Below are 23,699 nucleotides of genomic sequence, written 5' to 3'. Positions count from 1 at the left end.
GTGCTCAACCCTCGTGGTGCACCGTGCCGTCCTCGTCCATCGTGGGATGGATCTTCATCGGCGCGTAGTCATTGACCTGGTCCGAGGGGCGCGGCGGCTCCGGCCCGTCCGGCCCCCACCTGACCAGCCGTTCAATGCGGCAGATGCGGAACAGCCGGTCGCCCACGCGTACTTCGTTGTCCCGCCCGGCGGCCCGGAACCGCTCGGCGGCCCGCGCGTACTGGGCCCGCTCGGCTTCGCCGAGCTCGTAGAGCCGGGGCCAGATGTCGGCCAGCCCGTCGTGCAGCAGCCGCCGCGCGTCGTGCGGGGTCGGCATGAGAGAACCGCGCGGCCGCCAGCCCTTCCCGACGCGTTCGGCGATGCCGAAGCCGACGGGCAGCAGGGCGATGTCCGGGTGCGTGCGCGCGGCCCGTTCGGAGTCCCTGCGCACATCGGCGGGGTATCTGGCGCCGGCGTATGCGAAGTCCCGCAGGCCCAGTTTCAGGGCACCGGCCATGAGGCCGTCCGCGCGGCCGGGGTCGAGGACATGGCCGGCGTCGCGGGAGTGCGGCTGGTGGCGGCCGGTCCAGGACCGGACGGTGGGCTCGGTGTCCGTGGGCCGCGGCGGCTCCAGCCCGTCCTCGCCGCTCCGCGCGAACTCATCGGCGCGCACCACCCGGTAGCGCACGCCCAGCACCTCCAACTCGTCCACCCGCTCGCGTTCGAGGACGGCCACCGCCTTCAGCAGCTCGCGGCGTTCGGCCGGGTCATCGGTGTCTTCCAGGGCCCTGAACCACAGCTTCGAGTTGAGGCCGTCCCTGGCCTGCTGGGGTGTGCCGTCCGCCATCGGCCCCTGCAACCGCCAGGCCGTACCGGACGCATCGGCACCGGACGCATCGGTACCGGACGCGGTGTCCTGGGTGGCGATACCGAAGAGCGCCCCGCGCACGGCGATGTGCGGATAGCGGCAGGATGCCTTGACGGCGTCGGCCTCGTTCACCCAGGCCACCGGGTCGTCCCGGCGCACCAGATCAGCGTGGAGCCGGTCGATCTGCTGCTTCCAGTCCTCTTTCATGCGCACATTGTGTGCTGCCGACATTGGGCGGTCCGGTGGTGATCCATGGAGATGACCCGGTGGTGGCATGGTTCGTACGTGTTTACGGGTGGCGCCCGGGGCGCGCGGTCGCCGTCACCCGTTCGGATGCCGGCCCTCGTCGGGGGCGCGGATTGCGGCGGTTCGTCCACGGCCGGGCCGGGTCGCTGCTCGACAATGCCCTGGTAATCCAGCACAGCAGACCGCGTCGACTCCAGAGAAGGTGACACCCGCTCATGGCCCGAACGGCCTCCGGACCACAGCCGTCCAGCCCCAGCTCCGGCCACCACGGCAAGGCCGTCGGTATTTCCATCGCGGCCGCGGTCGGCGGTTTTCTCTTCGGCTTCGACTCCTCCGTCATCAATGGCGCGGTGGACTCCCTGAGCTCGCACTTCGAGCTCAACGCCTTCCTCTCCGGCTTCGTCGTCTCCATCGCGCTGCTGGGCTGCGCCGTCGGCGCCTGGTACGCGGGGCGGCTGGCCGACGGGTGGGGGCGGCGGAACGTGATGATCCTCGGCTCGGTGATGTTCCTCATCAGCTCGGCCGGCTCGGCCTTCGCCTTCTCCGTGCCGGATCTGATGCTCTGGCGGGTGATCGGCGGGCTCGGCATCGGCATCGCGTCCGTGATCGCGCCCGCCTACATCTCGGAGGTGGCACCGGCGAGCGGGCGCGGTGCGTTGGGTTCGCTCCAGCAGCTGGCGATCACCATTGGGCAGCTGGTGGTCCTCAGCTCCAACAAGGGCCTGGCCGGTGCCGCGGGAGGCGCGTCGGAGGAGCTGTGGCTGAACATGCCGGCCTGGCGCTGGATGTTCCTGGTCGGCGTTATTCCGGCGCTTGTATACGGTGTACTGGCGCTGCTGATCCCGGAGTCCCCGCGCTACCTGGTGCTCCAGGGGCAGTACGAGAAGGCCGCCGGCGTGCTGCAGCGGGTGACCGGCGTCGCCGACCCGCAGCGGAAGGTCGAGGAGATCCGGGAGACGCTGCACAAGGAGCACAAGAGCAGCTTCAAGGACATCCGCGGTCCTCGGCTGGGGCTGCAGCCGCTGGTCTGGGTCGGCATCGTGATGGCCGCGTTCCAGCAGCTGGTGGGCATCAACGCGATCTTCTACTACTCCACGACGCTGTGGAAGTCCGTCGGATTCAGCGAGTCCGACTCGTTCACCACATCGGTGATCACCGCGGGAATCAATGTGGTGATGACCGTGGTCGCCATGCTGTTCGTGGACCGGGTCGGGCGCCGCCGGCTGCTCTCCATCGGCTCCGCCGGCATGTTCGTCTCGCTGCTGCTCACCGCGATCGCCTTCTCGCAGCAGCGCGGCAGCGGCGAGGACGTGACGCTGCCCAGCCCGTACGGGGCGCTGGCGCTCATCGGCGCCAACGCCTTCGTCGTCTTCTTCGCGCTCTCCTGGGGCCCGGTCATGTGGGTCATGCTCGCCGAGATGTTCCCGAACCGGATGCGGGCGATGGCGCTGGCGATCGGTACCGCCTCCAACTGGATCTTCAACTTCATCGTCACCTTCTCCTTCGAGCCGATGACCACCAAGGTCGGCCTCTCCTGGCTCTACGGTGCCTTCGCCTTCTTCGCCTTCGCCTCCTTCTTCTTCGTGCAGCGGAAGGTCCCCGAGACCAAACAGCGGGAACTGGAATCGATGACGGGCGAGACGTACCGGCGGGAAACCACCGCACGGACGAGCGCCCCATAGCCTCCGGGGGCAACTTGCGCTGTCATGTGAGGGCAGGTGAGGGGCCCAGTACGTCAGTCAGGGGAGAGCATGAACGATTCCGGACGACGGCAGCACGGCACACGAGTACCGGTTACCGATCCCACACTGGACATTGAGACGGCCGCGCACGAGTGGCAGGGACAGCCGCGGCACCGGCTGGTTGCCATAGGGGACTCCCTCACCCAGGGATTCCAGAGCGGCTCGATCTTCAACACCGACCTGTCCTTCCCCGCGATCATCGCCCACGAAATGGGGTGGGGCGCCTCCTTCCGGTACCCCTCCTACAACGGGCACGGAGGGCTCCCGCTCAACATCGAACTGCTGCTGCGCGACCTGGCAGCGCGCTACGGCCGGGACGTGGACTGGTGGGAGGTGGCCCCCGCGCTCTTCCGGGTCCGCGGCTTCATGGACCGGGTGGAGGACTACTGGGAGCGCGGCCCCGGCACGGCGGTGCCGCGGACCCGGGCCGTCAACCACAACCTCGGAGCGTTCGGCTGGGACCTGCGGGACGCGCTGGAGAAGTCCGCCGACGTCTGCCGCGCGCGGATCGCCAAGCCCAAGGACGACCTGGTGTACCAGGTCGTGCAGGACGCCGGTGAGCGCGCCGCGCTGCGCGTACTGCCCACCGAACCGCCGGAGGCCGGAGCCCTCTCGCAGCTCGGCGCGGCCAAAGCGCTCGGCGAGGAGGTCGGTGACACGGACCCGGAGCACGGCATCGAGACACTGATCGTGTTCCTGGGATCCAACAACGCACTCCAGGCGGTGACCGACCTTCGCGTCGTCTGGAGTGAGGAAGGCTACGACGACCTGGCGCGCAAGGGCGCCTTCACCGTCTGGCGGCCCGAGCACTTCGCCGCCGAACTGCGGGAGGTCGTCCGCGAGGTCCGGGAGATCAAGGCGCGGCACGTCATTTGGTGCACCGTGCCGCACGTGACCGTCGCGCCGCTCGCGCGCGGCGTCGGCGGCAAGACCGAGCCGGGCTCCGCCTACTTCCCGTACTACACCCGCCCCTGGATCAGCGACCGCTCCTTCGATCCGCGCCAGGACCCGCACATCACCGGCGACCAGGCGCGCGCCATCGACCACGCCATCGACCAGTACAACGACGCGATCACCGCGGAAGTGCGGCAGGCCCGGGAGACGGGCCGGGACTGGTACCTGCTGGACACCGCGGGCCTGCTCGACCGGCTCGCCGCACGTCGTTACCTGGAGGACCCGCTCGCCCGCCCGGAGTGGTGGCAGCCGTACCCGCTGCCGCCGGAGCTGCAGGCCCTCAACCCGCCGCCCAACACTCACTTCCTCGCGAGCAACGGCGAACGGCGCATCGACGGCGGCCTGTTCTCGCTGGACGGCGTCCACCCGACCACCGTCGCGTACGGAATCGTCGCCCAGGAGACGATCAACATCATGCGCCGGGCGGGCGTCGAATTCCGGCACCTCGACGGGACCACGCCACGCCCCGACCCGGTCCTGGTGGACTTCGACCGGCTCATCCGCCGCGACACGCTGATCAACCGGCCGCCGGAGAATCTGACCCCGACGCTGAAGGTGATCGGCTGGGCGGACGAGGCGCTGGACCTCTTCCGGCGGGTGCTGCCGTTCGGTACCTGAGACTCAGTACGGGCCGGCGGCCGGGCCCGGCGCCCGCAACGGTACGTGCCCGACCGCCCGCCCCTCCGCGTCCAGCAGCCGCCCCATCCGCTTGATCGTATGCAGCGTCAGCTCCCGCTCCTCGACCCGGAGGTGCGGAAAGCGGCGCCGTATACGGGTCTCCAGCGCATGGCACTCCGCGGTCGACCGTATCCAGGCGGAGAACAACAGATTGGCGGCGCCGGTCACCGCGACGCACAGCCGGGTCTCCCGGAAGGCGGCCAGCGCCAGTCCGGTGCTGTCCAGCAGATCGGCCGGCACGTCGAGCCGGTACGTCGCGATGACCGGCCAGCCCGCGGCGCGCTGCGCCACATCGCAGCGGAAGTGCACCTCCGGGTGGTGCAGCAGGCGCGCCAGCCGCCGCCGCACGGTCGTCTCGCTCATCGCACACTCCCGCGCCAGATCCGCATACGCCCGCCTGCCGTCCTCGCCCAGCGCCCGCAACAGCCGGGTGTCGGCCTCGCCCAGCGCGGCCGCGCGTTGCGGCCCCGGCCCCTCGCGCGGGCCGAGCGTCCGGCGCTGGTCGCTGTCCAGCGTGTGCAGCAGCCATCCGCTGCCCTCGCGGTACGTACGCGCCTGAAGGCTCACCCGTACCGCCGAAATACCGTCCAGCCGCCCCAGGAAACCGCTCACGAACGCGTCCATGCCCGCCAGATCGCGGGTGATCACGTACAGCAGCAGCTGATGCGGCCCGGCCGTCCGCTCGATGCTGAAGACGTACGGTGACGCGCTGAGCCGCGCGCTGACGGCGAGCAGCCGCTCCGGCCGGCAGGCGACGTCGATGTACGCCACGGGCATCCCCGGCAGCGAGGCGTACGCGGTCATCCAGGCCAGCCCGTGCCCGGCCAGCCAGTTCCAGCGCCGGGCCGCGGTCGTGGCGTCGATGCCGACGGCCGCCGCGATACGCGTCCACGGGGCCCGCGGCGCGACCTGCAGCGCCTCGACGAGCGCCAGGTCCGTCTCGCTCAGCGCGGCGGATTCCGGCGGACGGCGGGGCACTGCGCCGGAAACCGGCGTGGGGACCACGGGAAACGCCATGGCGTGCATTGTGGCCGAACCCCCGCCCACCCGGTAGAGCAGGAGGATCATGCCGTGCGGATGCGCAGAACCCCCCGGGTGCCGATGCACAGAACCACACGCATCACTGTGGTACTGCTCTTCGCCGCCTGGACCGTCGACTACATCGACCGGCTCGTCATCAATCTCGCGCTGCCGTCGATAGGCGAGACGTTCGGCCTCTCGCACGGCGCGCGCGGCCTCATCGTCTCCGCGTTCTTCCTCACCTACGCGCTCTTCCAGATACCCGGCGGCCTGCTGGCGGACCGCTTCGGCGGCGTACGGATGGCTTCCCTGGCGCTGGTCCAGTGGTCGCTCTTCACCGGACTGACGGCCGTGGCCTGGTCGTTCGCCGCGCTGCTGGTCATCCGCTGCTTCTTCGGCGCGGCGCAGGGGCTGTTCCCCGGCGCGGCGCTGAGCACGCTGAGCCGGCGCAGCACCCCCGCCCAGCGCATGACGGCCACCGGCTGGCTGCAGAGTTCCAACGCGGTCGGCGGCCTGCTGGCCTCCGTCATCGCGTCCGTACTGCTGTCCCTGTGGGACTGGCGCGCCATGTTCCTGACCGTCTGCCTGCTGGGCGTACTGGTCCTGGTCGCCGTACGGCGCTGGATGCCGGCGCCGCTGCCCGAGGCCGACACCGGGGCCGACGCCCCGCGCATGGAAGGCGCGGTGCGGGCGGTGCTGCGCTCGCCCGCCATCTGGGGTTTCGCGCTGCTGTTCTTCGCCTACGACGTGGTGATCTGGGGCCTGAACTCCTGGAGCGGCTCGTACCTCATCGAGGAGCGCGGCCTGCACGTCGGCTCCGCCGGGCTGGTCACCCTCGGCCCGACCGTCCTGGCCGCGGCCGGCGCCGTGCTCGGCGGCAAGCTGTCGGACCGCTTCGAGGGCCGGCCGCGCCGCATCATCGTGCCCGCGATGCTGACCGTCGCCGTACTGCTCTTCCTGCTGCCCCGCACCGCCACCATCCCTCAGTTCGTCCTGTGCGGAACGCTGCTGAGCGGCGCGGCGGGCCTGTGCTATCTGCCCTGCTTCTCGGTCCCGCTGCGCAGCCTGCCGCCCGGGCTGAGCGGGGTCGCCTCCGGGATCATCCTGTTCGGCGGCCAGCTGTCCGGCATCCTGACCCCCACCGTCTTCGGCACGGTGGTCGACCACTTCTCGTACGAAGCGGCCTTCACGATGCTCATCGTCGGCCCGGCGCTCGCGATCCTCGTGTCCCTGCGAGTGCCCCAGACGACGCCGCGCTTCCTGGCCGGCTTCCCGGCCGCCGACGGCGCGACCGGGGTGCGGCCGGACGACCGTATGCCGGACGACCGTATGCAGCCGACGGGCGATCGTACGCAGCCGGCAGGCGATCGTACGCAGACGCCTGGCGCCTGAGCCGCCGTACGCAGATACCTCGCGCCTGAGCCGCCGTCGCCCTCCCGACCGAAAGGACCCCGATTCCCGTGACCGCCCCCACCACCACCTCCGTCTCCCTGGAAGCCGACCTGGCCGGTCACCTCCCGCACTGGGACGCCTTCTACCGCGACCTGCACTCCCACCCCGAACTCGCCTTCGCCGAGCACCGCACGGCCGCCGCCGTGGCCGCACAACTGCGCGCCGAGGCCGGCTGGGAGGTGAGCGAAGGCGTCGGCGGTACCGGAGTGGTGGCCGTACTGCGCAACGGCGACGGCCCGGTCGTGCTGCTGCGCGCCGACATGGACGCGCTCCCCGTACAGGAGGAGACCGGCCTGGAGTACGCGTCGGCCGAGCCGGGCCGCATGCACGCCTGCGGCCACGACGTCCATGTCACCTGTCTGCTGGGCGCCTGCCGCCAGCTCGCCGCGCACCCGGGCGCCTGGCGCGGCACGGTCGTGGCCGTCTTCCAGCCCGCCGAGGAGGTCGGACAGGGCGCACGCGCCATGCTGGCGGACGGGCTGCTGGACCGCTTCCCGCGCCCCGACGTGTGCCTGGGCCAGCACGTCGGGCCCTTCCCGGCCGGCCTGGTGGTGACCCGTCCCGGCCCGCTGATGGCGGCCGCCGACAGCCTGCGCGTCACCCTGCACGGCGCGGGCGGGCACGCCTCGACCCCGCAGTACTGCGTCGACCCGCTCGTACTGGCCGCCACGGTCGTCCTCCGCCTGCAGACCTTCGCGGCCCGCCAGGCCCCGTACTCCCGGGCGACGATCCTGACCGCCGGCGCGCTGCACTCCGGGTCGGCAGCCAACATCATTCCGCATACCGCCGAACTCCTGCTCAGCCTGCGGACGTTCAGCCCGGAGGCACGGGACGAGGCGTTCGAGGCGATCCGGCGCATCGTACGGACCGAGGCGGAGTCCTTCGACGTGCCGCGGCCGCCGGAGATCACCCCGTACGACCCCTTCCCGCTCACGCTCAACGACGAGGACGCAACACACCGCGTACTGACCGCGATCGAGGCGACGGACGTCCCCGTCCACGTTCTGTCCGCCCCCTTGGCAGCCAGCGAGGACTTCGGGGCCCTGGGGACCGCGGCCGGCTGCCCCTCGGTCTTCTGGCACTTCGGCGGCATCGCGCACGACCGTTTCTCCGAGGAGGGCATCGCCGCCCTGCACCGCGGCGCCCAGCCGCCCGGCATCCCCGCGCCGCACTCCCCGCACTACGCCCCCGACCCGGCCCCCACCCTCCCGGCCGGCATCCGCAACCTCCTCGCCGTGACGACGGAGTGGCTGCGCCCGGGTGGCGAGTGAGGGAAGCGAGGGACACGCCGCCGTTCGGAGCAGTGGCAGGTCGCCCGGGGCGGTCGGGCGTGAGCAGATGGAAGCGGCGGCGGGAGCCCGCCCGTCGCCGCGGACCAGGGAGGAAGCATGGCTGAGGAGCGTACGGACCGGGACCCGCGCGAGGAGCGGATGGCACCGGCCCAGAAACGCGAGCCCGCCAAGGACGAGCGGGACCGCAGCGCCGAGGAGGTGAACGCGGACCAGCCGTCCGTACGAGGCGAAAAGCCCGGGCCGGCCCCGAAGCGGGACTGAGAGCGGCGGGAGCGGGCGGGGGCCGTTTGCCCGCGGTCATGTGGGTACGCGGGGGCCGGTGGGAACTTGAGGAGCTTAGGGGGCTTACGGCCCGTACGGCGCGCGCACTGGCAAACTGTGCTCAGCGGGGCAAACCGGCAATAGGATGACGAAAGCGTGCCAGTCGCGGCGGTCATCCGCGCTCCGGACGGCACCCGCCCACGCCACCCGACCCGACGACGAGTACGCGGAGCCATGAAACACGGGCACAACGAACGATCCAGGCAAGCGCGCAAGGGAACGCAGTCCGCCGGGTACGGATCGGGCAGCGTACGGACCGAGCGCATGGTGCGTACGCTGCTGCGCCGACGCAAGCGCCCGGTGGCCCCCGAGGACGTCACGGTCGTCGACAAACCCAAGGTCAGACGGGCGGTTTCGGCCGCGGCCCTGGGCAATACGATGGAGTGGTTCGACTTTGGCGTCTACGCCTACGTCGCCCCCACGCTCGGCAAGGTCTTCTTCCCCTCCAGCTCGCCCGGCGCGCAGGTGATCTCGACCTTCGCCACGTTCGCCGCCGCCTTCCTCGTGCGCCCGCTCGGCGGCCTGGTCTTCGGGCCGCTGGGGGACCGCATCGGACGCCAGCGGGTGCTCGCCGCCACCATGATCATGATGGCGATCAGCACCTTCGCGGTCGGCTTCCTGCCGGGCTACGAATCCATCGGCCTGGCCGCGGCCATACTGCTGTTGCTGTGCCGACTGGTGCAGGGCTTCTCGACCGGCGGTGAGTACGCGGGCGCGACCACCTACATCGCGGAGTACTCACCGGACCGCAAACGCGGCTTCCTCGGGAGCTGGCTCGACTTCGGCACGTTCGTCGGCTACTCGCTCGGCTCCAGCCTCGTCACCGTCCTGACCGCCGTCCTCAGCGACGATCAGATGCTCTCCTGGGGCTGGCGCATCCCCTTCTTCGTCGCCGGGCCGCTCGGCCTGATCGGCCTCTACATGCGGATGAAGCTGGAGGAGACCCCGGCCTTCCAGGAGGTCGAGGCCAAGCACAAGGAGGCGCAGAAGGACGGCGGCTCCATGGAGGAGGACCCGGTCGAGCAGGCCCGGATGTCCGGCAAGGGCCGCCTGAAGGAGCTGTTCACGCACCACTGGGAGGCCATCCTCATCTGCATGGGCCTGGTGCTGCTCTACAACGTGACCAACTACATGGTCACCTCCTACCTGCCCACCTACATGACCAGCACCCTCGGCGAACCCAGCCTGACCGCCCAACTGCTCGTCCTCGGCACGATGGTCCTGGTCGTCCTCACCATCACCACCGTCGGCCGCTCCTCGGACCGCTACGGTCGCCGCCCCATGTTCCTCTGGGCGGGCTCGGCGATGGTCGTCCTGGCCATCCCCGCCTTCCTCCTCATCAAGCAGGGCGGCATCCTCCTCCCCGCCATCGGCTGCGTGATCCTCGGCCTGCTGCTCGTCTGCTTCGCGGGCACCAGTGCGTCCACCCTCCCCGCGCTCTTCCCCACCCACCTGCGCTACGGAGGCCTGTCCGTCGCCTTCAACGTCTCCGTCTCGCTCTTCGGCGGTACGACCCCGCTGGTCGCCTCGGCGCTGGTGGAGTCCACGGGCGACAAGATGGTGCCCGCTTACTACCTGATGGCGGCCGGCATCATCGGCGTCATCTCGGCCGTCTTCCTCCACGAGACGGCGGGCAAGCCGCTGCGCGGCTCCTCGCACATGGTCGAGGACGAACAACAGGCCCGCCAGCTCGTCGCCCACAGCCGCACCCGCGCGGGCCGCCGCGCCCGCGACGTCTGGATCGGCCTCCGTCAGGGCCACTTGCCGCGCCATGACAAGGACAGGAAGGACAAGGAGTAGCCCCGCGAGGAGAGCGTCCCCGGGCGCGTCAGGCGGCTGTGACTCTGAGCTTGGACTGGCCGTGGCCGCGGGTTTCCCAGTCCTCCATGAAGCGGGCATGGAGGTTGTGCTTCGCGGCGAGGGCGATGAGGGTTTCGGTGCGGTAGTAGAAGTCCTCGCGGAGGACCTGGTGCTCGGTACCCGTCGTGCGGTCGAAGGTGAAGTCGAAGTAGCCGCCGGGGGCCAGGACGCGGCCGACGTGGGCGAGGCACTCGTCGATGATCTCGATGGGGGAGTGCGAGAAGACGCTGTGGGCGTGTACGACGTCGAAGTGGGCGTCGGGGAGGAAGTCCAGGGTGAGGTCCTGGGTGATCGTCAGATGCGGCACCTTGTCCTGGAGGCCCTGGCCGGTCAGCGTCCGCTTCGCGGCTATGAGGATGTCGGGGGAGATGTCGATGCCGTAGTAGTTCCCGGCGTCGAGGTACTCGATGAAGTGCCACCCGGCGCGGAGGTTGCCGCAGCCGATGTCGAGCATCCGGCTCTGCGGGGTGAGGCCGTGCTCGCGGAGGTAGTCGAACTGCATCTTCCCCAGCGCCAGCCAGCGGTCGTGCGTCCGGCTGCCGACCGCGGCCTCGGGGTTGCGGCGGGTGTCGGAGGCCATGACGGCGCGGTAGTACCCGACGTGGTCGGGGTGTTTGAAGGCCAGCCAGCGGTCCCGGGCCGCGCGCTTGACGTACGGGGCGATCCGGTGCGGGTGGCCTATGGCGTACCGGACCTTGTGGGCGAGGGCGGCGCGGTTGGCGACCAGGTTCTTCTTCGTGGCCATGCGTAGAACTCCAAGTACTCCAACGTGAGGCGGGGTTCGCCGGTCCGTCGGACTATACATGGTGTGTATACGCGCGATGTATAGATGGGTGTGGGTAGCCGGCAGGGGCCTTGTGCGGCCCCCGCCGGGGTGGTCAGAGCAAGGGGCCGATGAAGGGCATCAGGTCCTGGAAGGTGCGGCCCATGGCCGGTTCGCCGAGGGCGGCCATCTGCCAGGTGGTGCCCGAGCGGTAGACCTTGGCCATGATCTGGGCGGTGTGCTCGCCGCCGCCGGTGAGGGTGTAGCGCGCCAGTTCCTCACCGGTGCTTTCGTCGATCAGTCGGCAGTATGCGTTCTGCACTTCTTTGAATGTCTGGCCGGTGAAGGAGTTCACCGTGAAGACGATCTGGTCGATGTGGGGCGGGACGCGCCGGAGGTCGACCGCGATGGATTCGTCGTCGCCCTGGCCCGTACCGCCGACGAGGTTGTCCCCGCTGTGGTGTACGGAACCGTCGTCGCTGGTCAGGTGCCGGAAGAAGACAACGTCCACGGGCTGCTTGTCGGAGAAGAGCACCGCCGAGGCGTCCAGGTCGATCTCCCGGGCGCCGGCGAGCTTGGCGAGGAAGCCCTTGCGCTGGGCCGCCTGCCAGCCCAGTCCCATGCGTACGACGCTGAGCGTGCCGCCGTCGGACTTGCTCAGGCTGATCTGCTGGCCTTTGTTCAGGTTCACGGACATACGGAGAAGCCTCGCTCGTGTCGGGTCCCGGCGGTAGAGGGAGTCAGTGCACGAGGGGTGGCAGGGGCGTGGCCGTGGCCGTGCGGTGGTGTTCGACGGCGCGGGTGATGTCGTCGTTCACCAGCTCCTGGTTGAGGGCGAAGGCCGCGGCCGCGCCCATGCCGGCCGCGGTGACCACCATCGCGCGCGGGTCGATGACATTGCCCACCGCCCACACTCCGAGCACGTCGGTGCGGCCCGCGCGGTCGGTGGTGACCCAGCCGTTGTCGTCCTTCGCGCAGCCCAGGCCGGTGAGCAGGGCGTCGCGGGGCACCATCGTCGGGACGACGAAGACCGCGCTGCGGGGTACTGCGCGGCCGTCGGCCAGTTCGACCCCGCGCAGCCGGTCGTCCGCCACCACGAGCCGCTTGACCGCGCCCTCGACGATGCGCACGCCGCGGGCGGTCAGCCGCTCGCGGTCCTCCTCGCCCGGCTCCACGGTGTGCGAGAAGTACACGATGTCGTCCGACCACTGGCGCACCAGCAGCGCGTGGCCGACCGCGCCCGGGTGCGTGCCCAGCACCCCGATCGGCTGGTCACGGACCTCGTAGCCGTGGCAGTACGGGCAGAAGAGGATGTCGTTGCCCCACCGTTCGCGGACACCCGGGATATCGGGCAGCTCGTCGCGCAGTCCGGTCGCGATGATGACGTGGCGGGCGGCGAGTACGGGGCCGCCGGCCAGCTGTACGTGGAAATGAGGGCTTGCTCCGTCCACTCGGTCTACCTGACTTGCCATCAGGTTCACGCCGTAGCCGGTCAGTTCGGCGCGACCGGCTGCCAGTAGCTCCTTCGGTGCCATGCCGTCCCGGGAGAGGAAGCCGTGCATGTGCGTGGCGGGGGCGTTGCGCGGCTGTCCCGCGTCCACCACCGCCACCCGGCGGTGGGCGCGGGCCAGTACCAACGCGGCGTTGAGCCCGCCGGCACCCGCACCGACTACCACCACGTCATACGCCGAATCGTTGGCTGTTGTGTTCGTTGTCATGGTGCTCACGGCCCTTCTGTTGCTCGCGGTGGTGACGTGTGGCCCCAGGGTGCGACTGCCGCCCAGAAGAGGCAATTTCTGTTGCCATTTCCGGGACGGAGCGGTGCAATGGGCGGTGTGGAGCATTCACCTGCCATCGCCCGCGCCCTCACCGAAGTCGGCCCCCGCCTCAAGCGCCTGCGCACCCAGCGCGGCGTGACCTTGGCGGCGCTCTCCGAGGCGACCGGTATCTCGAAGAGCACGCTCTCCCGTCTGGAGGCCGGGCAGCGCCGCCCCAGCCTGGAGCTGCTGCTGCCGATCTCGCAGGCGCACCAAGTGCCGCTGGACGAGCTGGTCGTCGCCCCCGAGGTCGGCGATCCCCGCATCCGCCTCACGCCGCAGCGCGTGAACGGCAACACCGTGCTGCCGCTCACCCGGCAGCCCGGCCCGTTGCAGACCTTCAAGATGATCATCCCGGCCACCCGGTGCGAACCGGAGCCCTGCACGCACGAGGGGTACGAGTGGCTCTACGTGCTCTCCGGGCGGCTCCGGTTGGTCCTGGCCGACCACGATCTGGTACTGGCGGCGGGCGAGGCGGCGGAGTTCGACACCCGGTTGCCGCACTGGTTCGGCAGTACCGGCGACGGGCCGGTCGAGCTGCTGAGCCTCTTCGGCCGTCAGGGCGAGCGCATGCACGTACGCGCGAAGCCGAAGGCTCGGGAGGGGCGGGAGGGAGGGGCCGGTGGCTGAGCGCTACCGGGGGACCGGGCTACCCTTCAGTGCCCATCTTCAGTAAACAAGAGGAGTATTCGTAGTGAGTCACCCCGGGCCGCCGCAGCAGCAGGCGTACGGGTATCCGCCCCGGCAGCAGGCATACGGGTCGCCCTACCCGCCGCCGCAACAAGCCGGGTTTCCGTATGCACCGCAGCAGCCTCCGTATGCCGGCTGGGGGCAGCGTGCCGGTGCGTTCGTGCTCGATGTGCTGATCAACTTCGGGCCGATGTGGCTGCTGGTGGGCATCGGGGGCGGCATCGAGGCCGGCTCGGGCGAGAGCGGTGAGGTCTTCGCGAACATCGTGGCCTGGATCGGGATCCTGGCGATGATCGTGGCCGTGGTCTTCCAGCTGCGGCGCGAGGGCCGGACCGGGCAGACCGTGGGCAAGAAGGTCCTCGGTATCCGCGCCGTCCGCGAGCGGGACGGCCGGCCGCTCGGCGTCGGTCCGGCCCTCGGCCGCCGACTGCTCCAGTTCCTCAACAACGTGGTGTTCGGGCTGGGTTGGTGGTGGGCCCTCTGGGATGCCAAGAGCCAGACGTTCGCTGACAAGATGACCAGTGTGATCGTCCTCCGCGCCGACGCCGCACCGAAGTAGATCGTCGACACCCGGCAGTAGACCGCAGACACCCGGCAGTCGACCGGCGGACGTGTGTGGACACTCACCGTCCGCCGGTCCTGCTGCGGCGGGCGCCGCAGCACTGGCGGATGAGGTCGGGCGTCAGCGGTCCGCCGTCCGGTGAGGTCACCACGGCCCGGAGCTCGGGCGACTCCGCCGCGGCGCGCAGCGGCTCCGGGAAGTGCTCGGAGCGCCACAGGGGTTCGGCGATGCCCTCCACCGCTTCCGGACAGGCGGCCAGCCGGTCCGCGATGTTCGGCCAGCGGACGCAGAGCAGGCACCACAGGGCCAGCGCGTCCGGATCCACATGGATGTCCTCCAGAATCCGGATCGAACGCAGGATGCTGTACGTGTTGAGGAATTTCTTGACCGCCCGCGGATTGTCGCCGAGTACGGAAGCAAATTTCCGCAGGGTGTGCTCGGCGCGGCGGCGCTCCGTGACGCTGTTCATCGCCTCCGACACCCATTCCGCACGGCCCACCTCGAACCGCCGCAGACGGTCCAGGAAATCCCCGTCGGCCCGTGGCCGCGGCGACTCCTGGAGCGGCGCGCTCTCCGCCTCCGGGCGCGTATCCGTGACCCTGAGCATCTCGTCCAGAAACGAGGACCGAGCAGCGGCGGAGAGTGCCGGCATCGGGAGCGAGAGCTGAAAGAGCTTGTCCAGGAAGAGATAGCCGAGCGGTCTGCCGGGCTCGGTGATGCAGTCGACGAACGACTCATGAGCGGATTCATAGCTGCGTCGGAGCCACGCGCCGTCCGCCGCGACGACGAAATAGGCCCCCGCATTCGCCCCGTTGTTGCCGATCTGTTTGTCGCCGCTCCGTGCGGCCCCCATGGTGCGCACCAGGGTCTGGATCATGTCCAGGAATTCCACCACGTACGCCCGGTCGCAACGGTCGAGATCATCGATGAAGAAGGCGACCGGTTTATCGGCACGCCGGAGCAGCCACTGGAAGTGGGCCGAGATGTCCGCCATCGGATTGGCCTGGGTCTGCTCGAACAGTCTGGCGCCGCGTACCGAATCCCACAGGAAGAGGCGGGCGGCGACCAGGACCCCGGCGCCGAGCGTGCCGAGAGCGGCCAGTAGTGCCGTGACCGCCTTTGCCTGTTCCTGCCAGTTGAGCAGGCTGGGATTCTTCGGCCAGATGAGATAGCCGATGAGGGCGGCGAGAACGGCCACGACGACAAAGGCCATCGCATACGGCGCGCCGGTCCTGCGGGCGCGTGCGGCCGATTCCCTGATCCGGATGAAAGGGCGCCGCCACCAGGGGCGGCCACGCGTGACCTCCTGACGCAGGCAGGTGAGCAGGGACCACCAGGCAGGCGCCAGCCGCGACTGCTGCCAGGCGTCGAACCGCGCGACCCGGAAAGAGCCGTCGACGTGCTCCTCCAGCAAATTCAGCAGACTGCTCTTGCCGCTGCCCCACGGGCCGTCGAGATGGACGAGAAAAGAGGTGTCGGGCTGCGTCATATGGGTTTCCACCAGACGCAGGGCGAGCACCTTCGCCACCGGCGCGCGGTTCAGCAGGTCCACAGTGGCGGGCGCGTCATGGAACCATTCGACGTCCTCGACATCCTCGACATTCCCGATGTCCTCGATTTCCCGGACGTCCTGGGTGTCGTCGTCGGAGACGGCCTCCTCGGAGCGCGCGTACGCATCGGTCGTCGGGGGAATTGGCGGTGCCGAGGCGGCCGGGCCGGTCACCCCGCCGTACGCCCGGTCGTATGCCGGATTACGGACCAGGCCCAGCTCGCCGGCGCTGTTGACGCTCTGCACCTGCGGTGGCGGATACCCCAAGGCGCGCATGGTGTGCTGCAGCTCGACCGCGACGGCCTGGAGGGTCAGCAGCTCGGCCGGCCCGGGAATGCCCTGCTTGAGCAGTCTGATCAGCTCGCCGGTGAAGGCCGTGAACGGTTCGCCGCTGCGGGCCATCGACAGTCTGGTGGCCGAGGACGACGTCAGGGTGAAGGTTCCGGAGATTTCGCTCAGAGCGGCGAGGCTCGTGGCGGGGCTGCCGGCCATGGTGGCCAGCGCGCGGCCGCTGTAGCAGCAATCCAGGATCACGATCTTGACCCGTGCCGGGCTTCGCTCCAGGATGCGCCGTACGGTCGTGAAGGGCAGGGCCGAGGTGGAGAGTTCCTCCTGTCTGGTGTTCGACAAAGCGAGATGCAATTCCCCGTCGTCGCCGACGAGACCGTGGCCCGCGTAGTAGACGAGCAGCACATCGTCGGTCCAGTCTGCCTGCAGCCGGAGCGCAGAGCCGACCTCGCCGATATCGCGGGGTTCGGCGACGACCACGGGCTGCCGGAATCCATCCGATTCTTCGAGGATGGCGCTCAGATCCACCAGGTTGTTGTGGATCGCGGGTATGTCCTCCAGCTCCGCATAGCGACTGCAGCCAATGAGAACGGCCTGTGAGCTTCGTGGATCGGGCAGCCGTGCCATTCGTCCCCCATGGTCCGTGCGCGATGGTCCGAGCGCGGCTGTCCATTATGAGTTCTCTCACCCTCTCGGTCCCAGCCCCGGCCGGATTCCGGGCTCCGGCGGAAGCTGTGGGATTCGCGGGCCGTACGGGCTGGGATGATCGGGGTATGGCTGAACGTGTGATCGCCGCGTGTGACGGGGCGTCGAAGGGAAATCCCGGTCCGGCGGGCTGGGGCTGGGTCATCGCCGACGAGGCGGGCCTGCCCGCCCGCTGGGAGGCGGGACCGCTGGGCACGGCGACGAACAATGTCGCCGAACTCACCGCGCTGGAAAGGCTGTTGACGGTGGTCGACGCCGATGTGCCGCTGGAGGTCCGGATGGACTCCCAGTACGCGATGAAGGCGGTCACGACCTGGCTGCCCGGCTGGAAGCGCAAGGGCTGGAAGACGTCGGCCGGCAAGCCGGTCGCCAACCAGGAGCTCGTCGTCCGCATCGACGCGTTGCTCACGGGCCGCGACGTGGACTTCCAGTACGTGCCCGCGCACCAGGTGGACGGCGACCCGCTCAACGACTTCGCCGACCGCGCCGCGAGCCAGGCCGCCACGGCCCAGGAGGCCGCGGGCAGCGAGTACGGTTCCCCGGCGCCGCCGCGCTCGTCGGCCCCGGTCCGTACCGGCGCCGCCCGCCGCGCCCCGGGCGCCGCCGGGTCGTCCGCCGCCAAGTCGTCCACCGCGTCGAAGCGGCGCGGCTCGGGGGCCTCCGGCCGTACCCTCAAGGCCAAGTTCCCCGGCCGCTGCCGCTGCGGCCGTGCCTACACCGCCGGGGAGACCATCGCCAAGAACCCGCAGGGCTGGGGCCACCCGGCGTGCCGGGTGGGGGCGGGGGAGAGCGGGGAGTGACCCACCCGGCGTCCACCGCCACCGGGATCGCGGCGGCCGTACGGGCGGGGGAGACCGGTGCCGTCGAGGTCGTCGCGGCCGCACTGGCGCGGATCGAGGAGATCGATCCGGAGCTGCATGCCTTTACCGAGGTGTGGCGGGACGCCGCGCTGGACCGGGCGGCCGAGGTCGAACGGCTGGTGGCCGCCGGGACCGACCTGCCCCTCGCCGGTGTACCGCTGGCGGTCAAGGGGCCGCGCGGCGCGCGGTACGCGGCGGCGCGGGCCCTGGTGGCGGCCGGGTGCGTACCGGTCGGCGCGACGGCGGTACCGGGGCCGGGCACGCCGTGGCAGACCTGGGGGCTGGGGCGGGGCGGACGTACCCGTAACCCCTGGCGCGCGGACCGGACGCCAGGCGGCTCCTCCGCCGGGTCCGCCGCGGCGGTCGAGGCCGGTCTCGTACCGCTGGCCACCGGCAGCGACGGCGCGGGGTCGATACGGATCCCCGCCGCCTGGTGCGGAGTGTTCGGGCTGAAAGTCACCAACGGCGCACTGCCCTCGCCCGACCGCACGGGCCTCGCCGCGCCCGGTGTGCTCAGCCGGTGCGCGGGGGACGCGGTGGCGTATTGGAGCGCGGTGCGGGGTGTCGCCGCGCGTACGTCAGCCGCGGTGGCTGCGGAGCGCGCGCCCCTCCCCGCCCTCTGGTCCGCCGATCTCGGCTTCGCCGGGCCGGATGCCGAACAGGTGGAGATCGCCCGGCGGGCGGCCGGCCGGCTCGCTGAGGCGGGTGTCGTCCGGCTGGTGGCTGAAGATACGGTTCGCCTGGCCGACCCCGGCCCCGCCTGGCTCGCCCTGCGGACACCCGGAGCGGACCGGACCGCCGCCGAGCGGATACGCGCGGCCAACGACCGTCGGCTCGCCGCCCTCTTCGCCCGCGTTCCGCTCCTGCTGACGCCGGCCACGCCGAATCCGCCGCACGGTCACGAGGGCCCGGGCGACCGGTACAGTACCGCGCTCACCTGGGCGTTCAACCTCAGCGGGCATCCGGCGGCGAGCATCCCGGCCGGGTTCGGCGCGGACGGCTGCCCGGTGGGCCTGCAACTCGTGGCCCCGCACGGCGGCGAAGCCCTGCTTCTCGCCGTGGCCGCGGCGGCGGAGCGGGCGGCCGGGCTGTCCGCGCGGGCCCTCACGGGCAGCCCGGATCTCCCGGAGCTCCCCGATCTCCCTGGTCTTCCGGACTTCACGCCGGAGCGGTGAGGAAGTCCAGGAGCGCGGCGAGGAGGGGAGCGGGCGCGTCCAGCGGTACCAAGTGGCCCGCGTCGGCGATCAGTTGGAGCCGGGCGCCGGGGATGGCCGCCGCCAGTTCGTGTGCCTTGGCGACGGGGATCCAGGTGTCCTCCGTGCCCCAGCAGACGGCGACGGGGAGGTCGATACCGGCGTACTTCTCCTGGATCTCGTCGGTGTAGCGCTGGTCCGCCTGCGCGATCTGCCGGTAGAACGCCGCCTGGCCCGTCTCGCCCGACCACGGCCGCGCCAGCTCCCCGGCCACGTCGTCGGACAGCCCCCGATGGCTCGCGGAGCGGATGTACTCGCGTACCAATGCGAGGTGCAGCGCGGGCGGCAACTGCTCGAAGACCGGGGCGTGTTCGCCGACCAGCCGGAAGAACGGCGAGCCCCACGGCGCGAGCGCCACCGGGTCGACCAGCGCCAGTCGACTGTATTCAGCACCGTGCAGCAGGTGTGCCCGCAGGGCGACGGCCCCGCCGAAGTCATGGGCGACGACGGAGGGGCGCGTCAGCTCCCAGTGGGCGAGCAGCTCGGCGAAGACCTCGCCCTGGGCGGCGAGGGAGACGTCCTGGCCCTCGCGCTTCTCGGACGCGCCGTATCCGGGCATGTCCCAGACGTACACCTGATACCGCGGGGCGAGTGCCCGGGCGATCTCCTGCCAGACGTACGAGGAGAAGGGCGTGCCGTGCAGGAGGACGACCGGGTCCGCGTCCTCGGGCCCGAAGCGCTCCCAGCGGACCGTGCCCGCCGTGCTCGCGAAGGTCCTGCTCAACTGCCATCCGCGGGTGTCGGTCACTGGACTGGCGCCCTTCCTGCTAAGGGGTAAAAGCGGCTTTACTCCTTACCGTAGCAGTCGGAAGGCAGTAGCTGCCCGTCGCGCAGGCCGCGACCACCTCTTCGCACTCCTGCAATACCGCAGACACCGGACCGCGGACCGCAGACAGTCGACCGCCGCCCCTCAGGCCGGCTCCGCCCCCGACCGATACCCGTACCCCGGCCCCGACGGATACGCCCGCCCCGACGGCCCGGACGGATACGCCCCCCGCCCCTCCAAAGAGCCGACCCCAGAACCGACCCCGGACCCGGCCCCCGGCCACCCCGGTCGTTCCTCCCGGGGCAACGTGCCCAGTGCCTGGGACACCGTCGGGTACGTGCGCAGCAGTTCGCCGGAGCCGGTGAGGTGCAGTACGCGGGCGACGTTGTGGCGGACGCGGGCAAGCATCAGCCGGCCCTGGCGCCGCTCCAGCAGCCACTGCAGGCTGAGCAGGCAGTTCAGGCCGCGGGAGTCGCAGAAGGTGAGAGTGGCGCAGTCCAGGACGACATGGCGGTGGCCGCGGTCCAGGAACGTACCGATGGAGGTACGGAAGAGCTGCTCGGTACAGTGATCGAGCTCGCCGCTGATGCGCAGCACCGCGCCGGCCTCACAGGAGGCGAGCGCGGTCATCTCTAAGCCGTCGGGGAGCGGCATCAGGCAACCTCATCGTGCGGGGAGATGTGGGGAGAGATGAGCGACTCTCACGTTGCCGACAGTAGCGGGTCCTGTTCTTGAAAAGCGTGTGATTTCCTGCCAAGCGTGCCAATGGCCGGAATGGCTCCCCGGGCATGACAAGGGCGGCGGCGGGCACCCGGCGCGGCATGGGACTGCTCACGCAAATGGAAGACGCGGTGGAGCACTGGGAACACACCATGATCAATCGGGTGTTCCGGAGCGATCCGGTGCGGCTGGTCGACGCCTTGCGACGGGAGTGCGACGACCACGCTGTCGTGTGCAGCGAACACCGGATACTGGTGCCCAACGCCTACGACATCGAACTCGCCCACTACGTCCACCAGAAGCTCCACCGGGAACTGGGCGAGCGGGACGGGCGCGTGGGACGGGCGCTGACGGACGCGCTGGCCCGACACGCCGCGGAGCATGGTTACGAGTGGGCCGGGCCGCTCACCGTCCATGTCGCCGAGACCAGGCACCGGCTCGCCAACGGCCGCTACCGCATTACCAGCCAAGCCCTGCCGCACATCGGCCCGGACGCCTTCGACACCCCCGCATGAGGCACGATGTACGCGCGGGAAGCGACGCCCGGAGGCGATCCCGGAGGCGTTCCCGGAGACGATGGGAGAAGGCATGGCAGCGGAGACGGCGAAGACAGTATCCAAGTCGGTGACGATCAGCACGCCGGACGGCGCGTGCGACGCGTTCGTCGCGCACCCGGCAGGCGGCGGCAGCCACCCCGCTGTGCTGTTCTACATGGACGCCATCGGCCTGCGTCCGCGGCTGGAGGAGATGGCCCGCGAGCTGGCCGAGCACGGGTACTACGTCCTGCTGCCGAACCTCTTCTACCGGCACGGCAAGGCGCCCGTCGTCGAACTCCCCGATCTCAGCAGGCAGGAGAGCCGGGAGGCGTTCTTCGCGCAGGTCATGCCGATGGTCCGCGAGCTGACCCCGGAGATCGGGATGCGCGACGCCGGCTGCTACCTCGACTTCCTGGCGGAGCAGGAGGAAGTGCGCGCCGGTGCGGTGGGTCTGACGGGTTACTGCATGGGCGGCGTGCTCTCGATGCGTACCGCGGCGCGGTACCCGGACCGGGTCGCCGCCGCGGCGAGCTTCCACGGCGGCAACCTCGTCACGGACGCGTCGGACAGCCCGCACCGGCTGGCCGGTGACGTCGCGGCGGAGCTGTACTTCGGGCACGCGTCCCAGGACGACAGCATGAACGCCGAGCACGTCGCCGAGCTGGAGGCGGCGCTGGAGGCCGCGGGCGCGACGTACCGTTCCGAGGTGTATCCGGACACCATCCACGGCTTCACCATGTCCGACACCGCCGCCTACAGCGAGGCGGGCCTGGCCCGGCACTGGGAAGCGCTGCAGGACCTCTTCGCGCGCACGCTGAAGCCGGCCTGAGCCGCGCGCGGGCCGAAGCGCGCACGCTGAAGCCGGCCCAAGGCCCCAGGGCCTAACCCGCCCGCAGCACCCGTGCCACCACCGGCCCCGCCGCGTCCCCGCCGTGTCCGCCCGACTGGACCAGCGCCGCGGCCGCGAGGTCGTCGCTGTAGCCGGTGAACCAGCTGTTGGACCGGGCCTGTCCGTCCTTCTCGGCGGAGCCGGTCTTCGCGCCCTTGTCCCCGCCGACGCCTGCCATCGCCGCGACCGCCGTGCCCTGCCCGACGGTCGCCGCGTGCATCATCTGCCGCAACTGCCGGGCGACGGACGGGGACAGCGGCCGCGCGGTGGCCAGGGTCCGGCCGTCGAGCGACTGCGGTACGAGGACCGGCTGCCGGAAGCCGCCGTTGACCACTGTCGCGGTCACGGACGCCATGGCCAGCGGGCTCATCTGGACCTTGCCCTGGCCGATGTACGAGGCGGCGGTCTCCACCCCGGACGACTCCGGGATACTGCCGTCGAACGACGGTATACCGGTCTTCCAGTCGTCCCCGCCGAGCCCGAAGGAGTCCCGGGCCGTGGTGCCCAGCGCGGTGCCCGCGATGCCCTTGTCGTTCAGCGGCTTGACGGCCTTGATGAACGCGGTGTTGCAGGACCGGGCGAACGCGTCGGTCAGCGTGCCGTCCGCGATCGAGAAGTCGTCGAGATTGTGGAAGGTGTACCCCTCCCAGGAGACGGTCGACGGGCAGTCGGCCTTGCCGGCCGCGTCCCCCACACCGTTCTGCAGGATCATCGCGGCCGTGACGATCTTCATCGTGGAGCCGGGCGCGACTCTGCCCAGCATCGCCGCGTTGTAGCCGTCCGTACGGTTGTTGGCCACCGCCCGGATCTCGCCCGTGCTCGGCCGGACCGCGACGACCGACGACTCGTCGTACTCCTGCACCGCCCGCTCCGCCGCCGCCTGCACGTCCGCGTCCAGCGTCGTGTGCAGCGTCCCGGCCCGGCCCTTCCGGAGGGCGACCAGGGTGCGGGAGGTCCCGCCCTCCTCGTCCGCGATCCGCAGGCCGATGCCGCGGGTGCCGCCGGCCTCGCTGGCGTACTTCTCCCGCAGAGCGTCCAGGACGGGCCCGAGCGAGGGGTAGCGCTCCGCGGTCAGCGGGCGGCCGCGGTGGTCGACGGCCTTGATCGCAGGCAGAGCGCCCGTGTCCGTGACGAGGTACTCGCCCTCCTTGAGCTGCGGATGCAGCACCGAGGGCCGCCAGTCGACCAGCGGCTTGTGCGTGGTCCGGCCGCGGACGACCCGCAGCTCGGAGGCGTACGACAGGGGAGCAGTCCGCCCCTTGTACGACACCTTCGCCGTGACCTTGTACGGAACGGTCGTGCCGGTCCGCTCGCCGGGCGTGATCACCAGGTGCGTGAGGCGCGCCTGGCGTTGGAATCCGGCCAGTTCGGTCCGGGCGGCCTCCCGGTTGTCGGTGAGCGCGGCGGCGGCCGCGCTGTCGCCCTTCGCCCAGGCGGCGAGGAAGTCCTTGGCGGTCTCCGTCGTCTCCTCGGCGCTGGGCGGGCCGGTCCGTACCGTCTGCGGAGTGCCACCCCCGTTGCCGTACCCGGCGATCCCGGTCACCAGATTGCAGCCGCCGTACAGCACGACCCCGCCCACCACGACGAACACCCCGCCGACGATGGCGGTCTTCACCCCGCTGCGCATTCCCCGTTCCCCTCCCCGAGAGCCCCTCGAACAAGATCAAAGGGGCATTGAGAAGCACGGTACGGGGCGGACGTGTCGAAAGGGATGTTCGAGTGGAAGTCCGTTATCAGATAGCGATCCCGGTATGCGGGGGCCGCTTCGGCGCGGTGCTGCCCCCGCGGCGGGCAGGTGTCTGCTCGGGGACGGGCGGGCCACGACGTCCGACGCGTCGTACGCGACCGAGCAGTCCACCTCGTGGTGGGCGCAGAGCACCTGGGCCAGC

The 23,699-nt window shown here is 70.7% G+C and carries 21 protein-coding genes; 12 read left to right on the top strand and 9 right to left on the bottom strand.

The window, feature by feature from the left end:
• Positions 1-4: 4 nt before the first annotated feature.
• Complete coding sequence (locus AB0I82_RS05030; protein ID WP_363255664.1) at positions 5-1,054, bottom strand: DUF5954 family protein; 1,050 nt, start codon at positions 1,052-1,054, stop codon at positions 5-7.
• 254 nt (positions 1,055-1,308) lie between these two features.
• On the opposite strand from AB0I82_RS05030, the gene AB0I82_RS05025 reads away from it, so the two are divergent.
• Both AB0I82_RS05025 and AB0I82_RS05020 read left to right on the top strand, forming a co-directional pair.
• Positions 1,309-2,775: a sugar porter family MFS transporter gene (locus tag AB0I82_RS05025; protein WP_363255663.1), complete on the top strand. Its 1,467-nt coding sequence runs from the start codon at positions 1,309-1,311 to the stop codon at positions 2,773-2,775.
• 69 nt (positions 2,776-2,844) lie between these two features.
• Positions 2,845-4,407 (top strand): hypothetical protein, encoded by a 1,563-nt coding sequence (locus tag AB0I82_RS05020; protein WP_363255662.1) that lies wholly within the window; start codon positions 2,845-2,847, stop codon positions 4,405-4,407.
• 3 nt (positions 4,408-4,410) lie between these two features.
• Here AB0I82_RS05020 and AB0I82_RS05015 read toward each other — a convergent pair whose 3' ends face one another.
• Entirely contained in the window at positions 4,411-5,484 is a 1,074-nt protein-coding gene (locus tag AB0I82_RS05015; protein ID WP_363255661.1) for an Lrp/AsnC family transcriptional regulator, read from the bottom strand.
• Between the two features lie 84 nt (positions 5,485-5,568).
• On the opposite strand from AB0I82_RS05015, the gene AB0I82_RS05010 reads away from it, so the two are divergent.
• The 4 genes from AB0I82_RS05010 (at position 5,569) to proP (ending at position 10,352) form a co-directional block, all read left to right on the top strand.
• Complete coding sequence (locus AB0I82_RS05010; RefSeq protein WP_363255660.1) at positions 5,569-6,879, top strand: MFS transporter; 1,311 nt, start codon at positions 5,569-5,571, stop codon at positions 6,877-6,879.
• A gap of 68 nt (positions 6,880-6,947) precedes the next feature.
• On the top strand, positions 6,948-8,210 hold the full coding sequence (locus AB0I82_RS05005; protein ID WP_363255659.1) for an amidohydrolase: 1,263 nt from the start codon (positions 6,948-6,950) through the stop codon (positions 8,208-8,210).
• A gap of 117 nt (positions 8,211-8,327) precedes the next feature.
• Complete coding sequence (locus tag AB0I82_RS05000) at positions 8,328-8,492, top strand: hypothetical protein (protein WP_363255658.1); 165 nt, start codon at positions 8,328-8,330, stop codon at positions 8,490-8,492.
• A gap of 324 nt (positions 8,493-8,816) precedes the next feature.
• Positions 8,817-10,352 (top strand): glycine betaine/L-proline transporter ProP, encoded by a 1,536-nt coding sequence (proP, locus tag AB0I82_RS04995; protein ID WP_363255657.1) that lies wholly within the window; start codon positions 8,817-8,819, stop codon positions 10,350-10,352.
• 28 nt (positions 10,353-10,380) lie between these two features.
• On the opposite strand, the gene AB0I82_RS04990 is transcribed toward proP, so the two are convergent.
• The 3 genes from AB0I82_RS04990 to AB0I82_RS04980 all read right to left on the bottom strand — a co-directional run bounded on the left by AB0I82_RS04990 (position 10,381) and on the right by AB0I82_RS04980 (position 12,893).
• Positions 10,381-11,157 (bottom strand): class I SAM-dependent methyltransferase, encoded by a 777-nt coding sequence (locus AB0I82_RS04990; RefSeq protein ID WP_363255656.1) that lies wholly within the window; start codon positions 11,155-11,157, stop codon positions 10,381-10,383.
• Positions 11,158-11,290: 133 nt separating this feature from the next.
• Positions 11,291-11,872, bottom strand: a complete 582-nt coding sequence (locus AB0I82_RS04985; RefSeq protein WP_363255655.1) for a TerD family protein — start codon at positions 11,870-11,872, stop codon at positions 11,291-11,293.
• Between the two features lie 43 nt (positions 11,873-11,915).
• Positions 11,916-12,893, bottom strand: a complete 978-nt coding sequence (locus AB0I82_RS04980) for an NAD(P)/FAD-dependent oxidoreductase (RefSeq protein ID WP_363256080.1) — start codon at positions 12,891-12,893, stop codon at positions 11,916-11,918.
• Positions 12,894-13,001: 108 nt separating this feature from the next.
• Between AB0I82_RS04980 and AB0I82_RS04975 the strand changes: the two genes are divergently transcribed.
• Positions 13,002-13,622 (top strand): XRE family transcriptional regulator, encoded by a 621-nt coding sequence (locus AB0I82_RS04975; RefSeq protein WP_363255654.1) that lies wholly within the window; start codon positions 13,002-13,004, stop codon positions 13,620-13,622.
• Positions 13,623-13,686: 64 nt separating this feature from the next.
• Positions 13,687-14,241 carry an RDD family protein gene (locus AB0I82_RS04970; protein ID WP_363255653.1) on the top strand — a complete coding sequence of 185 codons (555 nt, stop codon included), beginning with the start codon at positions 13,687-13,689 and terminating at the stop codon, positions 14,239-14,241.
• Between the two features lie 64 nt (positions 14,242-14,305).
• Here the strand turns inward: AB0I82_RS04970 and AB0I82_RS04965 are convergent, their stop codons facing one another.
• On the bottom strand, positions 14,306-16,708 hold the full coding sequence (locus tag AB0I82_RS04965) for a P-loop NTPase fold protein (protein ID WP_363255652.1): 2,403 nt from the start codon (positions 16,706-16,708) through the stop codon (positions 14,306-14,308).
• Positions 16,709-16,854: 146 nt separating this feature from the next.
• Between AB0I82_RS04965 and AB0I82_RS04960 the strand changes: the two genes are divergently transcribed.
• Together AB0I82_RS04960 and AB0I82_RS04955 are read left to right on the top strand one after the other, a co-directional pair.
• A complete protein-coding gene (locus tag AB0I82_RS04960; protein ID WP_363255651.1) occupies positions 16,855-17,586 on the top strand; it encodes a ribonuclease H in 732 nt (243 codons plus the stop codon).
• Complete coding sequence (locus tag AB0I82_RS04955; RefSeq protein ID WP_363255650.1) at positions 17,583-18,821, top strand: amidase; 1,239 nt, start codon at positions 17,583-17,585, stop codon at positions 18,819-18,821. Before AB0I82_RS04960 ends, AB0I82_RS04955 begins: the two co-directional genes overlap by 4 nt.
• Here AB0I82_RS04955 and AB0I82_RS04950 read toward each other — a convergent pair.
• Both AB0I82_RS04950 and AB0I82_RS04945 read right to left on the bottom strand, forming a co-directional pair.
• Positions 18,805-19,647 (bottom strand): alpha/beta hydrolase, encoded by an 843-nt coding sequence (locus AB0I82_RS04950; protein WP_363255648.1) that lies wholly within the window; start codon positions 19,645-19,647, stop codon positions 18,805-18,807. The two genes, AB0I82_RS04955 and AB0I82_RS04950, sit on opposite strands and share 17 nt — an antisense overlap.
• 162 nt (positions 19,648-19,809) lie before the next feature.
• On the bottom strand, positions 19,810-20,319 hold the full coding sequence (locus tag AB0I82_RS04945) for an STAS domain-containing protein (protein WP_363255647.1): 510 nt from the start codon (positions 20,317-20,319) through the stop codon (positions 19,810-19,812).
• Positions 20,320-20,486: 167 nt separating this feature from the next.
• Here AB0I82_RS04945 and AB0I82_RS04940 point away from each other — a divergent pair, with 167 nt between their 5' ends.
• Positions 20,487-20,900 carry a DUF3662 domain-containing protein gene (locus AB0I82_RS04940; protein ID WP_363255646.1) on the top strand — a complete coding sequence of 138 codons (414 nt, stop codon included), beginning with the start codon at positions 20,487-20,489 and terminating at the stop codon, positions 20,898-20,900.
• A gap of 73 nt (positions 20,901-20,973) precedes the next feature.
• Positions 20,974-21,750 carry a dienelactone hydrolase family protein gene (locus AB0I82_RS04935; protein WP_363255645.1) on the top strand — a complete coding sequence of 259 codons (777 nt, stop codon included), beginning with the start codon at positions 20,974-20,976 and terminating at the stop codon, positions 21,748-21,750.
• A 52-nt stretch (positions 21,751-21,802) separates the two neighbouring features.
• Here the strand turns inward: AB0I82_RS04935 and AB0I82_RS04930 are convergent, their stop codons facing one another.
• On the bottom strand, positions 21,803-23,437 hold the full coding sequence (locus tag AB0I82_RS04930; protein WP_363255643.1) for a penicillin-binding transpeptidase domain-containing protein: 1,635 nt from the start codon (positions 23,435-23,437) through the stop codon (positions 21,803-21,805).
• Between the last annotated feature and the right edge of the window lie 262 nt (positions 23,438-23,699).

The sequence above is a fragment of the Streptomyces sp. NPDC050315 genome, from assembly GCF_040655775.1.
Classification (GTDB): Bacteria; Actinomycetota; Actinomycetes; order Streptomycetales; family Streptomycetaceae; genus Streptomyces.
This window is presented reverse-complemented; position numbering and strand designations above follow the sequence as displayed.

Excerpts from the sequence above, each read along its gene's own strand:
- AB0I82_RS05030 (WP_363255664.1), bottom strand. The coding sequence starts at position 1,054 with ATGAAAGAGGACTGGAAGCAGCAGATCGACCGGCTCCACGCTGATCTG.
- AB0I82_RS05025 (WP_363255663.1), top strand. The coding sequence starts at position 1,309 with ATGGCCCGAACGGCCTCCGGACCACAGCCGTCCAGCCCCAGCTCCGGC.
- AB0I82_RS05020 (WP_363255662.1), top strand. The coding sequence starts at position 2,845 with ATGAACGATTCCGGACGACGGCAGCACGGCACACGAGTACCGGTTACC.
- AB0I82_RS05015 (WP_363255661.1), bottom strand. The coding sequence starts at position 5,484 with ATGGCGTTTCCCGTGGTCCCCACGCCGGTTTCCGGCGCAGTGCCCCGC.
- AB0I82_RS05010 (WP_363255660.1), top strand. The coding sequence starts at position 5,569 with ATGCACAGAACCACACGCATCACTGTGGTACTGCTCTTCGCCGCCTGG.
- AB0I82_RS05000 (WP_363255658.1), top strand. The coding sequence starts at position 8,328 with ATGGCTGAGGAGCGTACGGACCGGGACCCGCGCGAGGAGCGGATGGCA.
- proP (WP_363255657.1), top strand. The coding sequence starts at position 8,817 with ATGGTGCGTACGCTGCTGCGCCGACGCAAGCGCCCGGTGGCCCCCGAG.
- AB0I82_RS04990 (WP_363255656.1), bottom strand. The coding sequence starts at position 11,157 with ATGGCCACGAAGAAGAACCTGGTCGCCAACCGCGCCGCCCTCGCCCAC.
- AB0I82_RS04985 (WP_363255655.1), bottom strand. The coding sequence starts at position 11,872 with ATGTCCGTGAACCTGAACAAAGGCCAGCAGATCAGCCTGAGCAAGTCC.
- AB0I82_RS04980 (WP_363256080.1), bottom strand. The coding sequence starts at position 12,893 with ATGACAACGAACACAACAGCCAACGATTCGGCGTATGACGTGGTGGTA.
- AB0I82_RS04975 (WP_363255654.1), top strand. The coding sequence starts at position 13,002 with ATGGGCGGTGTGGAGCATTCACCTGCCATCGCCCGCGCCCTCACCGAA.
- AB0I82_RS04965 (WP_363255652.1), bottom strand. The coding sequence starts at position 16,708 with ATGGCACGGCTGCCCGATCCACGAAGCTCACAGGCCGTTCTCATTGGC.
- AB0I82_RS04960 (WP_363255651.1), top strand. The coding sequence starts at position 16,855 with ATGGCTGAACGTGTGATCGCCGCGTGTGACGGGGCGTCGAAGGGAAAT.
- AB0I82_RS04945 (WP_363255647.1), bottom strand. The coding sequence starts at position 20,319 with ATGCCGCTCCCCGACGGCTTAGAGATGACCGCGCTCGCCTCCTGTGAG.
- AB0I82_RS04940 (WP_363255646.1), top strand. The coding sequence starts at position 20,487 with ATGGGACTGCTCACGCAAATGGAAGACGCGGTGGAGCACTGGGAACAC.
- AB0I82_RS04935 (WP_363255645.1), top strand. The coding sequence starts at position 20,974 with ATGGCAGCGGAGACGGCGAAGACAGTATCCAAGTCGGTGACGATCAGC.
- AB0I82_RS04930 (WP_363255643.1), bottom strand. The coding sequence starts at position 23,437 with ATGCGCAGCGGGGTGAAGACCGCCATCGTCGGCGGGGTGTTCGTCGTG.